The 11,222-nt window shown below is 68.5% G+C and carries 14 protein-coding genes and 1 tRNA gene; 6 read left to right on the plus strand and 9 right to left on the minus strand.

What is annotated here, in order from left to right:
• Positions 1–17: 17 nt before the first annotated feature.
• Positions 18–101, minus strand: a tRNA-Tyr gene (locus HCC78_RS21790).
• Between the two features lie 125 nt (positions 102–226).
• Here HCC78_RS21790 and rlmB point away from each other — a divergent pair.
• From rlmB to HCC78_RS21805, 3 genes are all read left to right on the plus strand, one after another.
• Positions 227–1,006, plus strand: a complete 780-nt coding sequence (gene rlmB, locus HCC78_RS21795) for a 23S rRNA (guanosine(2251)-2'-O)-methyltransferase RlmB (protein WP_172330905.1) — start codon at positions 227–229, stop codon at positions 1,004–1,006.
• Positions 1,003–1,299, plus strand: a complete 297-nt coding sequence (locus HCC78_RS21800) for a hypothetical protein (protein ID WP_172330906.1) — start codon at positions 1,003–1,005, stop codon at positions 1,297–1,299. Before rlmB ends, HCC78_RS21800 begins: the two co-directional genes overlap by 4 nt.
• A gap of 227 nt (positions 1,300–1,526) precedes the next feature.
• On the plus strand, positions 1,527–1,958 hold the full coding sequence (locus HCC78_RS21805; RefSeq protein ID WP_172330907.1) for a CoA-binding protein: 432 nt from the start codon (positions 1,527–1,529) through the stop codon (positions 1,956–1,958).
• On the opposite strand, the gene HCC78_RS21810 is transcribed toward HCC78_RS21805, so the two are convergent.
• The 3 genes from HCC78_RS21810 to HCC78_RS21820 all read right to left on the minus strand — a co-directional run bounded on the left by HCC78_RS21810 (position 1,955) and on the right by HCC78_RS21820 (position 3,311).
• The gene (locus HCC78_RS21810) at positions 1,955–2,266 is read right to left on the minus strand and encodes a phosphoribosyl-ATP diphosphatase (protein WP_172330908.1); all 312 of its coding nucleotides are present in this window, start codon (positions 2,264–2,266) and stop codon (positions 1,955–1,957) included. The genes HCC78_RS21805 and HCC78_RS21810 overlap by 4 nt on opposite strands.
• Positions 2,263–3,024: an imidazole glycerol phosphate synthase subunit HisF gene (hisF, locus tag HCC78_RS21815; RefSeq protein WP_172330909.1), complete on the minus strand. Its 762-nt coding sequence runs from the start codon at positions 3,022–3,024 to the stop codon at positions 2,263–2,265. Before hisF ends, HCC78_RS21810 begins: the two co-directional genes overlap by 4 nt.
• 68 nt (positions 3,025–3,092) lie before the next feature.
• Positions 3,093–3,311: a hypothetical protein gene (locus tag HCC78_RS21820; RefSeq protein WP_172330910.1), complete on the minus strand. Its 219-nt coding sequence runs from the start codon at positions 3,309–3,311 to the stop codon at positions 3,093–3,095.
• Between the two features lie 221 nt (positions 3,312–3,532).
• Between HCC78_RS21820 and HCC78_RS21825 the strand changes: the two genes are divergently transcribed.
• From HCC78_RS21825 to HCC78_RS21835, 3 genes are read left to right on the plus strand one after another with little or no spacing between them, the layout of a single operon-like run.
• Positions 3,533–3,961 carry a YeeE/YedE family protein gene (locus HCC78_RS21825; protein WP_172330911.1) on the plus strand — a complete coding sequence of 143 codons (429 nt, stop codon included), beginning with the start codon at positions 3,533–3,535 and terminating at the stop codon, positions 3,959–3,961.
• The gene (locus HCC78_RS21830) at positions 3,961–4,395 is read left to right on the plus strand and encodes a YeeE/YedE family protein (protein WP_172330912.1); all 435 of its coding nucleotides are present in this window, start codon (positions 3,961–3,963) and stop codon (positions 4,393–4,395) included. The genes HCC78_RS21825 and HCC78_RS21830 overlap by 1 nt, the downstream gene beginning before the upstream one ends.
• Positions 4,396–4,405: 10 nt before the next feature.
• Entirely contained in the window at positions 4,406–4,834 is a 429-nt protein-coding gene (locus tag HCC78_RS21835) for a TIGR01244 family sulfur transferase (protein WP_172330913.1), read from the plus strand.
• 44 nt (positions 4,835–4,878) lie between these two features.
• On the opposite strand, the gene HCC78_RS21840 is transcribed toward HCC78_RS21835, so the two are convergent.
• From HCC78_RS21840 to HCC78_RS21860, 5 genes are all read right to left on the minus strand, one after another.
• A complete protein-coding gene (locus HCC78_RS21840) occupies positions 4,879–6,045 on the minus strand; it encodes a FliM/FliN family flagellar motor C-terminal domain-containing protein (protein WP_172330914.1) in 1,167 nt (388 codons plus the stop codon).
• Between the two features lie 74 nt (positions 6,046–6,119).
• Positions 6,120–8,801: an ATP-binding protein gene (locus HCC78_RS21845; protein ID WP_172330915.1), complete on the minus strand. Its 2,682-nt coding sequence runs from the start codon at positions 8,799–8,801 to the stop codon at positions 6,120–6,122.
• Complete coding sequence (locus tag HCC78_RS21850) at positions 8,791–9,084, minus strand: hypothetical protein (protein ID WP_216671256.1); 294 nt, start codon at positions 9,082–9,084, stop codon at positions 8,791–8,793. The genes HCC78_RS21845 and HCC78_RS21850 overlap by 11 nt, the downstream gene beginning before the upstream one ends.
• Positions 9,081–9,449: a response regulator transcription factor gene (locus HCC78_RS21855; RefSeq protein ID WP_172330916.1), complete on the minus strand. Its 369-nt coding sequence runs from the start codon at positions 9,447–9,449 to the stop codon at positions 9,081–9,083. The genes HCC78_RS21850 and HCC78_RS21855 overlap by 4 nt, the downstream gene beginning before the upstream one ends.
• Before the next feature lie 79 nt (positions 9,450–9,528).
• Positions 9,529–10,824, minus strand: a complete 1,296-nt coding sequence (locus HCC78_RS21860) for a helix-turn-helix transcriptional regulator (RefSeq protein ID WP_172330917.1) — start codon at positions 10,822–10,824, stop codon at positions 9,529–9,531.
• Between the last annotated feature and the right edge of the window lie 398 nt (positions 10,825–11,222).

An 11,222-nucleotide genomic window follows, 5' to 3' on the forward strand; every position in this document is an offset into this window, starting at 1 on the left:
ACCTCCCGGAGGGGAAGTGGTGGGCGACCCTGGAATCGAACCAGGCATGGGTCTCCCCGGCGGAGTTACAGTCCGCTGCCGCACCTTGCAGCTCGTCGCCCTGACGTGGGGCGTGATCTACATATAGCGGCGGGGGGGGTCAAGCAGGAATTTTCGGGAAAATTGCTTGCCCTTGCATCCCCTCTCCCGCATCTGTGCCGAAAGCCGCAGAGCCGGGAGTTCCGCGATGAAAAAGCCCCAATGGGTGATCGAAAAAGAGCGGTCGCGCCGCGCCGCAGCCGCCGAAACCTTCTGGATGTTCGGCATCCATGCCGTGCGCGATGCGCTGGCCAACCCGATGCGCGAGAAGCTGCGCCTCGTGCTGACGAAGAATGCCGCCGACCGGCTGGAGGACGCCCTGCCCGGCGCCGGTCTGGAGCCCGAGATCGCCGATCCGCGCAAGTTTCCGGTGCCGCTCGATCCCGGCTCCGTGCACCAGGGCGCGGCCGTCGAAGTGAAGCCGCTGAACTGGGGCGCGGTCGAGGAGGTCTGCCGCCTGGGCGGCCAGCCGCCGCTGGTCGTCGCGCTGGACCGGGTGACCGACCCGCATAACGTGGGGGCCATCCTGCGGTCCGCCGAAGTGTTCGGCGCGCGCGCGGTGATCGCGCCGTCGCGCCATTCTGCGCCCGAGACCGGCGCCCTGGCCAAGACCGCCTGCGGCGCGCTCGAACGCCAGCCCTACCTGCGGGTGAAGAACCTGTCCGACACGCTCGAGACGCTGATCGGCATGGGCTACCGCGTGGTCGGGCTCGACGGCGAGGCGTCGCACACCCTGGCCGAGGCCGCCGCGGAATGCGCGGGCCAGCCGGTGGTGCTGGTGCTGGGCGCCGAAGGCCCGGGGCTGCGCGACCGCACCAAGGAGACCTGCCAGATGATGGCGCGGGTGCCCTTCGCGGGCGAGTTCGGCTCGCTCAACGTGTCGAACGCGGCCGCGGTCGGGCTCTACGCGATGGCCGCCCGCGGGTGACCGCGCCACGGATCGCCAGCTGCTGCTATTGCGGCCGCCAGCAGGCGCTCGTCCTCGCCGGAGAGGCGCGGCACGAGCTGGCCTGCAGCGGCTGCGGCGCGCCTCTGGCCGATCTCAAGGCGCTGCCCCGCTCCCATGGCGGGCTGCCGCCGAAACGGCCGAAGCCGCCGCCCCACCGCCTGCCGGCGCCGGACGCGGCCAAGGCCGCGAAGAAGCAGCGCAAGCGGACGCGCAAGCTGCAGAAGCGGCTCGTCCGCAAGGCCGCGGGCGCGCTTTTCGACCTTTTCGACTAGAGCAAGGCGGCGCAACTTCACATTCAGGCGAGCGCCCCCTGTGCACGGGCCGCGGAGTCCCTATCTCTAGGACAAGCGCGGTCGATCGGAACTCTGCCGCGACTTCACTGTCCCTCGTTCCGCACTTGCCGCCCGGGGTTCGCCCCGGGCCTTTTTTTGCACGACGGATTGCCGCAACCCGGCCGCCGCCCCTCGCCTCCGGCGCCGTTAGCGCATAAGCCTTCGCCATGATCGAAGATGATGACCAGATTGCCGAGATTCTCCGCCGCACCCAGGTCATCGCCTGCGTCGGCTTCTCCGCCAACCCGGACCGTCCCAGCCATTACGTATCGCAATTCCTGGTCAGCCAGGGCAAGCGCGTGGTGCCGGTGAACCCGGGACTGGCGGGACAGGATTTCCTCGGCCAGCCGATCTATGCGACCCTCTCCGACATCCCACCGGACGTGCCGGTGGACATGGTCGACGTGTTCCGACGCATCGAGCATGTGCCCGACGTGGTGGACGAGGCGCTGTTCGCGCTGCCGCATCTCCGGACGATCTGGCTGCAGCTCGGGCTGCGCGACGAGGCGACCGCCCAGATGGCGACCGCACGCGGAATCGACGTGGTGCAGGACCGCTGCCCCAAGCTCGAAATCCCGCGGCTGGGGCTGGCGGTCTAGCTCCGCGACGCCTTCTCGGCGATGCCCGACATGCCCTGGCGGCGCGCGAGCTCGTCCAGCACTTCCGCCAGCTTCACGTCGCGCGCTTCCAGCATCACCAGCAGGTGGTAGAGCACGTCGGCGGCTTCGTAGACCAGGTTCTCCCGGTCGTTCTTGGCTGCGGCGATGATCGCTTCGACCGCCTCCTCGCCGAATTTCTCGGCGCATTTCTCCGGCCCCTTGGCAAACAGCTTTGCCGTCCAGGAACTGTCCGGATCGGCACCCTTGCGCGCGGCGATGGTCGCAGCCAGGTCTTCGAGAACGCTCATGACAGCCTCACGGGAATGCCGGCCGCGGCCATGTGCGCCTTGGCCTCGCCGATGGTGAATTCGCCGAAATGGAAGATCGAGGCAGCCAGCACCGCGCTGGCCCCGCCCTTGGTGACGCCTTCGACCAGATGGTCGAGCGTGCCGACGCCGCCCGAAGCGATCACCGGAACCGGCACCGCATCCGAAATCGCGCGGGTCAGCTCCAGATTGAAGCCCGAGCGCGTGCCGTCGCGGTCCATCGAGGTCAGCAGGATCTCGCCCGCACCCTTCTCCACCACGGTGTGCGCGAATTCGACCGCGTCGATGCCGGTCGGACGGCGCCCGCCATGGGTGAAGATCTCCCAGCGGCCAGGTTCCACCGTCTTGGCGTCGATCGCCACGACGATGCACTGGCTGCCGAAGCGCAGCGCAGCCTCGGCCACGACATCCGGATTGGCCACGGCCGCCGAATTGAAGCTGACCTTGTCGGCGCCCGCGAGCAGCAGCGCGCGGACGTCTTCATGGGTGCGCACCCCGCCGCCGATGGTCAGCGGCATGAAGCACTGCTCCGCGGTGCGGGTGGCGAGATCGTACATCGTCCCGCGGTTCTCGTGGGTGGCGTTGATGTCGAGGAAGCACAGCTCGTCGGCGCCCGCGGCGTCATAGGCGCGAGCGGCCTCGACGGGGTCGCCGGCATCGATCAGGTCGACGAAGTTGACGCCCTTGACGACGCGGCCGTCCTTCACGTCCAGGCAGGGAATGACACGGGTCTTCAGCATGGCCCCGCTCTAGCGCCCCGCCCGCCCGAAGGAAAGCCCGGAACGCCTGCGCGGCCCGGGCCGCCATGTCACACCGGAAGGTTGTCGTAGAAATCTTCGAGGATGTCGGCCTCCAGATCGGCCTCGATCTCGCGCAGGTCGGCCGGCACCGGCACGAACTTGGCCTCCAGCCCGGTGATCAGGTCCTGCACCTCGTCGAAGAGGCGGCGCGGATCGGTGCCTCCGGCGCGCGCGGCTTCGCGCAGTTCATCCAGCCTGCGGTGCAGATCGGTCGGAGCTAGCGTCATGGTCGTCCCCCTATCGTGATTTGTCCGAAGCAGGTCCCCGCCGCGGCTGCCCGGCCCGCGGCAGTGCCGGATTCTTCCGATCCGGTCGTCCCGAGGACAGCGTGACACATGTCTAGCGGTTCCCAAACCCCCCCGCCTTGCGCGGGATCAACTCAAACCGCATTGAATATATATTCCACTTACCTTATGTGATGCAAATCCACAGAGAATGGGAACGAGTGATGTATCTTGACTGGGTATACGGGCTGATCGGCGGCCTGATGATCGGCGGAGCGGCGGCGCTGTTCCTGCTGGCCAACGGCCGGATCATGGGGGCGAGCGGCCTCCTTGGCGGCGTGGTCGACGGATCGGGCCGCGGCAACCTGGGCGAGCGCCTCGCCTTCCTCGGCGGCCTGGTCGGACTGCCGCTGATCGTCGTGCTGCTGCGCGGCGGCGCCCCGGAGACCGAGATGACCGGCAATGTCGCCGTGCTGGCCGCGGCCGGGCTTCTTGTCGGCATCGGCACGCGGCTGGCCAACGGCTGCACCTCCGGCCACGGCGTCTGCGGCATCTCGCGGCTCTCGATCCGCGGCATCGCGGCAACGGTGGCCTACCTGGCGGCGGGCGCCGTCAGTCTCTTTGTGTTCCGGCATATCCTGGGAGTGGTGTGATGAAGCGTCTGGCATTTTCCGCGGCCTCCGGCGGCCTGTTCGGCCTCGGCCTGATGATTTCCGGCATGACCAACCCGGCCAAGGTGCAGGGCTGGCTCGACTTCCTCGGCGATTGGGACCCGACCTTGGCCTTCGTGCTGGGCGGCGCCATCGTGCCGATGTTCTTTGCCTGGCGCTATGCCGAAGGCCGCAAGCCGGCGCTCGGCGGCAGCTTCCCGTCGAAGCCCGAACAGGTGATCGACCGCAACCTGATCCTCGGCTCCGCGCTCTTCGGCGCCGGCTGGGGTCTCGCGGGGCTCTGCCCGGGTCCGGCAATGGCGTCGATCGGCTACGGCAACCCCGGCGTCTGGGTCTTCGTGATTGCCATGGTCGCGGGAATGGCTGTGACACCATGGGCACGCCGCAGGCTGGACGCTGCGCCTGCGAAGGGTTAAAGCAGACGGCATGCAGATTGCCTATCTCACGCCCGAATACGCCGTGTCGCCGCAGATCACGATCGAGGACGTGGCCGCCCTGAAAGCGGCCGGGTTCACGACGGTCATCTGCAACCGTCCCGATCACGAGATCCCCCCGATCTACCAGGCGAAGTCGATTCGCCCGGTGGTCGAAGCCGCAGGCATGACCTTCATCGACAACCCGATCGAAGGCGGAACGCTCGGCGAAACCGCCGTTCCGGTCCAGCGCGAGGCGATCGCCTCCGCCGGCGGCCCGGTCTTCGCCTATTGCCGTTCCGGCAACCGCTCTTCGGTTGCCTGGGCCCTGTCCATGGCAGCCGACATGCCGGTGGCGGAGATCCTGGCGGCGACCCAGAAGGCTGGCTACGACCTCAGCGGGCTGCGCCCCTATCTCGAAGCCGCGTCGGGTCGCGGCTGACCCCGATCCGGGCGCCCGGCCGCCCGGACTGGCCAGTCCGGAGATCAGTCGATGGTCTCCGGCAGATCGTCCAGATCATCCATGTTGAGGCCGCTCAGATCCATTGCGGGGAATTCCCCTCCGCCAAGATCGGGCAGGCCTTCCCCTGCTTCAAGCGCATCCAGGTCGAGCGGCGGCAGCTCGGGATCGGGTTCATCCTCGAAAGAGGGCAGCGACAGGTCGCTGGGCGGCGCATCCGCCATTGCATCGACCAACCCGGACAGATCCAGCTGCTCCTCCGCGGCGGAGCCGCCGCCACCATCCTCACCATCGCCTTCGCCGAACATGATCCTGCCGATCTTCACCGCCTTGTAGCCGTTGAGATCGCCCAGCTTCCCCGTGAACAGCACATGCCCGTCCGGGGCGACCAACTCTGTCGCCTCGATCGCCGCGGTCGGCAGCCTGATGACGTCATCCGGGGCCAGCGCGCGCAAGTCGCTGATGCTCATGGTCTTGCGGCCCAGCACGGCCCGCAGCTCCATGCGCACCCCCATCACGGCGCCTTCGATGTTCCGCTGCCATTCGGCATCGACCTCTTCCGGCGGCGGCAGCGCTTCGGGAGGGGGCGGCATGGCATCGGTCCCGTCCCAGGGCAGCACGATGCAGATCGGGCCGAGCCGCGCGCCGAGCGCGAAGTCGATCTCCATCCTTAGCATCCGGTAGGGCACGTCCTCCATCGTCACCGGCAGGCGCCGGAGATCCTCGACCGGATCGTCCGGCACGAAACCGGTGGCCCATTCGGCCGCGGGATGGCCAACCAGCCGCGCGGCGAAGACCGTCAGCACCATCACCAGGAACTTCCGGCTCAGCAGCGCATCGGTCCGGCTCGGCGAACGGTCGGGCAGGTCGCCGGCGGATATGCGCCCGGTGGTCAGCGACTCGGTGATAGCGCAGACCAGCCCCCTGTCGAGCGCCAGCAGCCCGCGGCAGCCCCGCGGTCCGTCCAGCTCGACGACCAGCGCGCCTTCGGGCAGGCTTTCGGCGATCTTCGCGACCGAAAGCTTCATCTCCTCGATGCCGGAGCCCGTCACCACCTGGCCCAGGACTTCCTGCCCGGCCTTGGCCAGCGCCAGGCGCAATGCCTTGGCCGGGCTGACCTCGCCGAATTCCGGCGGCGGCCGTCCGGCACGGGTCATGCTGTGGATAATGGCGGCGTGCTTCTCGTTCGTCATCTGCTGCGGCTGGTTGCTGGTTGCTGCAACCTGCCCCGAACGCAGTTACCAAAGCTTGAAGCCGGGAAATTGATTCACGCCGCCTTTTCGGCGCTCTGCACCGGCAATGTCACCCGGAAAGCGCCGCCGCCCTGCCCCGGAAGATAGGTGATCGACCCGCCGAGCTTCTGCATGATCTCGCGGCAGATCGCCAGGCCCAGCCCCGCGCTGCCCGCCGCCGACTGGTCGGAGAGGCGGCAGAACTTCTCGAAGATCACGCTCTGGCTATGGACCGGGATGCCGCTGCCGTTGTCGACGAAATCCACCGAGACCGTGCCGCCCCGGCTCTGGACCAGGATTCTCAGCTGCGGCTCCGCTGCATCGCAGTATTTGCGCGCATTTGCGATGATGTTGATGAAGACCTGGGCCAGCCGGTCGGTGTCGGTATGGACCAAGATATCCTCGTCCAGCGTGTCGCGCCGTACCGCAAGTCCACGCTCGGGATTGATCGAACTCGTCGCCGCCAGCGCCCGCGTGATCACGTCGCGCAGCCGCACCGTGTCGCGGTTGAGCGAGACCTGGCCATGCTCCAGAACGTTGAGGTCGAGCAGTGCGTCGAGCAGCCGGGTGAGCCGCTGGGCCTCGTCATGGATGATCGCGGCAAAGCGCTGGCGCTCCTCCGCCTGCATGCCCTCGCCGTCCATCAGGATCTCGGAAAAGGCGCGAATCGAGGTCATCGGCGTGCGGAGTTCGTGGCTGATCTGTCCGAGGAACGAATCCTTCTGCACCGAAAGCTCGGTCAGCTTCTGATTCGCCTCGCGCAGCTGCCGGGCCGTGCGCGACAGCTCCTCGGACTTCGCCTTCAGCTGGATCGAGTGCTCCATGATCTGCGCCGCCTCGTCGGCCACCGCCATCAGGTCCTCGACCGAGACGGTGGTACCGATGGCGATCTGGCCGATCATCGCATGGGCCGTGGCCGCGCCCACCGAGCCCGCCAGCTCGCGCTCCAGCCGGTCGAGGAATTCCGGCGTGGTGTCGGGCAGGAACCCGGCCTTCCCCTGGATCCGCGCCTCTGCCGCGAAGAGATCCTGCGCCTCGCGCGGCCCGAGGATGCGCTGCGCCATGATCAGCAGGTCCTCGGCCTCGGCCTTCGACTGGCTCCAGCCGCGCGGCCCGCGGGAGTAGTCGAAGACATTGACGAATTGGGCGCCCTGCAGCCGTTCCAGCGGCGTCGGAAAGCTGGCGATGGAGCCGACGAGGAACGCCGCGCAGTTGATCGCCATCGACCAGATCACCGAATGCACGACCGGATCCAGCCCCTCGATGCCGAAGAGGGCGTAGGGCTTGAGCCAGCCGATGCCGAATGGCCCCTCGGCGAACACGGATTCAGGCAGGATGACGCCATGGCCGAAGCTCGGCAGGAACAGCGTGTAGGCCCAGACCGCCGCGCCCAGGCTGACGCCGATTGCGGCGCCGATCCGCGTGGCGCCGCGCCAGAAGATGCCGCCGACCGCTGCGGGCATGACCTGCACCACGCCGGTGAAGCTGACGAAGCCGATCGCCGCCAGCTCGCGCCCGCCGCCCGACCAGACATAGTAGACATAGCCCAAGGCCAGCACGCCCGCGATGGAGAGCCGACGCGAGGTCAGCAGCACCGCGCGCAGGTTACCCGGCGCCTCGGCACGCAGGGACAGCCAGAGCGGCAGAACGATGTGGTTCGAGATCATCGTCGCCAGCGCGATCGCCGCGACGATCACCATCGAGGTCGCTGAAGAGAAGCCCCCGAGAAAGGCCAGCAGCGCCAGCATCTCGTGGCCATGTGCCAAGGGCAGGGTCAGCACGAAGAGGTCCGGATTGGCCCAGGAGGGCAGCTCGGACATGCCGACGGCGGCGATCGGGATGACGAAGACGCTCATCGCCGCGAGATAGAGCGGAAAGGCCCAGGACGCGGTCGCGAGGTGGCGTTCGTCCTCGTTCTCCACGACCAGCACCTGGAACATGCGCGGCAGCACCAGGATCGCCGCGCCCGAGACGAAGATCAGCGCCAGCCATCGGCTGCGGTCCAGCGGGATCTGCGCCAGCGGCGAGGCGTTGATGCGCGCCGCCACTTCGCCGATGCCGCCCGCCACGCCCCAGACGATGAACGAGCCGACGGCAAGCAGCGCGAAGAGCTTGACCAGCGCTTCCAGCGCGATGGCGGTGACCACGCCGTGATGGCGCTCGTTCGCGTCGACATTGCGCGTTCCGAACAGGATGGCGAAGACCGCCATGCCGCCCGCGACCCAGATCGCCGTGGCGCGCTGGTCCGGGACCGGGAAGCTGCCCGGCGTGCCCTCGGCAAAGACCCCGAAGCTCAGCGTCACCGATTGCAGCTGCAGCGCCAGGTAGGGCGTCGTGCCGACCACCGCGATCACCGTCACCATGCCGCCCAGCAGCGCCGACTTGCCGTAGCGCGACGAAATCAGGTCGGCGATGGACGTGATCCGCTGCGACCGGCCGATCCGCACCAGCTTCCTCAGGCACCACCACCAGCCGATCAGGATCAGCGTCGGGCCGATGTAGATCGTCAGGAATTCGAGGCCCGAGCGGCTGGCGTAGCCGACCGCGCCGTAGAAGGTCCAGGCGGTGCAGTAGATCGACAGCGACAGCGTGTAGACCAGCGGCGAGCGCAGCCAGCGCACCCCGCCGCGCAGCGCCCGCCGCTCCGCCCAGTAGGCGATCAGGAAGAGCAGCCCCACATAGACCAGCGACACCGAGACCAGCAGGTCAAAGGACATCCGTCCCCTCCGCCGGACCGTTCTGCCGCGCGCCTTCGTGCAGCCGCGTTTGCAGCCGGATCGAGATCACCGCCGTCACCGCCACCAGCAGCCCCCAGGCGAGGAACAGGTAGATGCCGCGCTGCGCCAGCCCGGGAGCCTCCCCCGGCTCCGGCTGCTGCCAGAGCAGCGGCACGAAGAACAGGATGATCCCGAAGACCGGGATCGCCCGCGAGGCATCCACCAGCCGCCGCCGCCGGTAGGACTGGCGCTCCAGGAACAGGGGCAGCCGCGGCGTGCTCATGGCCCCAGGAGGCTGTTGAGCGTGTCCAGCACCTCGCGGTTCGAGAAGGGCTTGGTCATGAAATGGCTGACCCCGAAGCTCTCGGCCCGCTCGCGGTCCCGCACCTGGCCCCGCGCGGTCAGCATCATGACCGGCAGGCCCTCGGTATCGGGGTTGGCGCGCAGGTCGCGCAGGATGTCGTAGCCGCTCCTCCCGGGCAGCATGACGTCGAGCACCACCACGTCGGGCTTGGCGCGCGACACGGCATTCACCGCGGTCGCGCCGTCGGCATGGCTGGAGACCGTCCAGCCGTCGCGGGCCAAGATGAATCTCATTGCCTCCGTAATGTTCGGCTCGTCTTCGATCAGCAATACGTGTCGTCCCATCCTCGCTCCTCCGCGGGCAGGTCCGTTCTTGTTATCTGCAACTTATCCCCCCTTTGCAGACCCCTGTCAAAGATCCGTGTCAAAGCCCCGATGCCATCACCGAGGGCTCCTGACGCGCCGGGCAATCCGCCAGCACGCAGACCCGGCAGGCGCTTCCCACGGGCAGCACGGAGGCCTTCGGATCCTCCTGCTGCGGCAGCAGCACCATCCAGGCCTCGCTGAGGCAGGGACCGTCCGATCCGAAGGGCCAGCGCGGCTCGGCGACCGCATAGGCCTGCACCGGCATGCCCGCGGTTGAGCTGTGCGCGAGCCGCCGCGCCACCGGGCGGCCCGGGCTCGCCAGCGCCTCGTAGACCGGCCAGAGCGGGCAGGCATGGCCCGTGCGCGGCACCAGGAAACCGCTGGTGGGCTTGCGCATCGCGACCTGGCCGGTGCCGTCGCAGAAGACCAGCCCCACCGGATCCTGCCCCGGCAGCTGCGGCGCGGAGGCGAGACGGCGCAGCACGGTCGCCACCGGCAGCCCGGTCTCCGCTGCCAGCCGGGCCGGATCGGGCAGTCCCGCCTCCAGAGCGGCGACCACGTGGTCCAGCGGCATCATCGCCGCCTCGCGCCGGTAGCGCTCCAGATAGTGCCGCGCCAGATCCTGCGCAGGCGGGGTCAGCTCGGTCGCCTCCTCCAGCACGGCCCCCGGCTGGCCGCCTTCCTCGAGCGCGGGAAAATGGAAGCGCTGGCTTTCCAGGAACAGCTCGAGCTCCTCCCAGGGCGTGCCCGCCTCGGTCCGCGCCTCGTCCTCGCTGTCGAGGAAGCTGGTCAGCGCCTGCGCGCTTTCCGCCAGCGCCAGGCTGTCGCCATGCAGGTTGCGGTGGAAGCGCCGCCGCCAGGCCTCGTCGATATCCTCGGTCTCCACCAGGATCGATGCCGCCGAACGGATCGCCGTCGCCTTGGACAGCACCTCGTGCATCGCCGAGCTGAGCCGCGGATCGTGGCTCAGCCGGTCGCTCAGGCCCTCGATCCGGTCCTGAAGTTCCTGCATCCGGCGGTGCTGCGCCTGCACCAGCGCCGCCCAGCCGGGGAAGCGGCCGACGAATTCGTCGCTGCGCTCCAGTTCGGCCCCCGCCTGCGGCAGGTCGGCCGCTGCCTGTCCCAGCTGGTCGAGCAGTTCCGCTTCGGCCCCGCGGGTCAGCTGCGCCACCTCGACATGCAGCTCGCGGGCGATCTCGCCGAGCAGCTTTCCGGCGATCCGGCGGCGGTTGTGCTCGATCAGGTTCAGGTAGGACGGAGAGATCTCCACCGCGCGCGCCAGCTCGGCCTGCTTCAGCCCCAGAAGCGTGCGCCGCTCGCGGATCCGCGTGCCGGTCAATGCGCTGCGCGGCATGTGCTCCCTCCCTGGATTGCGCCCGCCGGCTCCGGCCGCTCCGCGCCCGCAACCCTAGCGCAGCATCTACCCCGATGGATAGCGGAACCGCAATTTGATTTGGTCACCTTTCCTGACCGGCATGCCGGAAATCATGCTGCGGCGTCTCGTACTTTGGTCAGAAACGGGGCTGCCGGGCGGGGTTTTCCGCAATTGCCGCATTGCAAATCAGACGTTCAGCCCCGACCGTCCGGCCATCACCGGCAAGGACCGACCGTCCCGCGCCGGGCAGGTCACGGGGTCCGGCGGGAGCGGGCCCGGCAAACGGGAGAGACGAATGCTCGAGAAGGTTGATGGGGTATATCCTCCGTCTGCGGAGGTTGCGGCCTCGGCGCTTGTGAACGAGGCGCAGTACCTGG

It is taken from the genome of Mangrovicoccus sp. HB161399, assembly GCF_013184745.1.
Lineage (GTDB): Bacteria > Pseudomonadota > Alphaproteobacteria > Rhodobacterales > Rhodobacteraceae > Mangrovicoccus.

Excerpts from the sequence above, each read along its gene's own strand:
- HCC78_RS21810 (WP_172330908.1), bottom strand. The coding sequence starts at position 2,266 with ATGAGCGTTCTCGAAGACCTGGCTGCGACCATCGCCGCGCGCAAGGGT.
- HCC78_RS21845 (WP_172330915.1), bottom strand. The coding sequence starts at position 8,801 with ATGTCCTTTGACCTGCTGGTCTCGGTGTCGCTGGTCTATGTGGGGCTG.
- HCC78_RS21850 (WP_216671256.1), bottom strand. The coding sequence starts at position 9,084 with ATGAGCACGCCGCGGCTGCCCCTGTTCCTGGAGCGCCAGTCCTACCGG.
- HCC78_RS21825 (WP_172330911.1), top strand. The coding sequence starts at position 3,533 with ATGTATCTTGACTGGGTATACGGGCTGATCGGCGGCCTGATGATCGGC.
- HCC78_RS21840 (WP_172330914.1), bottom strand. The coding sequence starts at position 6,045 with ATGACGAACGAGAAGCACGCCGCCATTATCCACAGCATGACCCGTGCC.
- HCC78_RS21830 (WP_172330912.1), top strand. The coding sequence starts at position 3,961 with ATGAAGCGTCTGGCATTTTCCGCGGCCTCCGGCGGCCTGTTCGGCCTC.
- HCC78_RS21835 (WP_172330913.1), top strand. The coding sequence starts at position 4,406 with ATGCAGATTGCCTATCTCACGCCCGAATACGCCGTGTCGCCGCAGATC.
- HCC78_RS21805 (WP_172330907.1), top strand. The coding sequence starts at position 1,527 with ATGATCGAAGATGATGACCAGATTGCCGAGATTCTCCGCCGCACCCAG.
- HCC78_RS21855 (WP_172330916.1), bottom strand. The coding sequence starts at position 9,449 with ATGGGACGACACGTATTGCTGATCGAAGACGAGCCGAACATTACGGAG.
- HCC78_RS21860 (WP_172330917.1), bottom strand. The coding sequence starts at position 10,824 with ATGCCGCGCAGCGCATTGACCGGCACGCGGATCCGCGAGCGGCGCACG.
- HCC78_RS21820 (WP_172330910.1), bottom strand. The coding sequence starts at position 3,311 with ATGACGCTAGCTCCGACCGATCTGCACCGCAGGCTGGATGAACTGCGC.
- rlmB (WP_172330905.1), top strand. The coding sequence starts at position 227 with ATGAAAAAGCCCCAATGGGTGATCGAAAAAGAGCGGTCGCGCCGCGCC.
- hisF (WP_172330909.1), bottom strand. The coding sequence starts at position 3,024 with ATGCTGAAGACCCGTGTCATTCCCTGCCTGGACGTGAAGGACGGCCGC.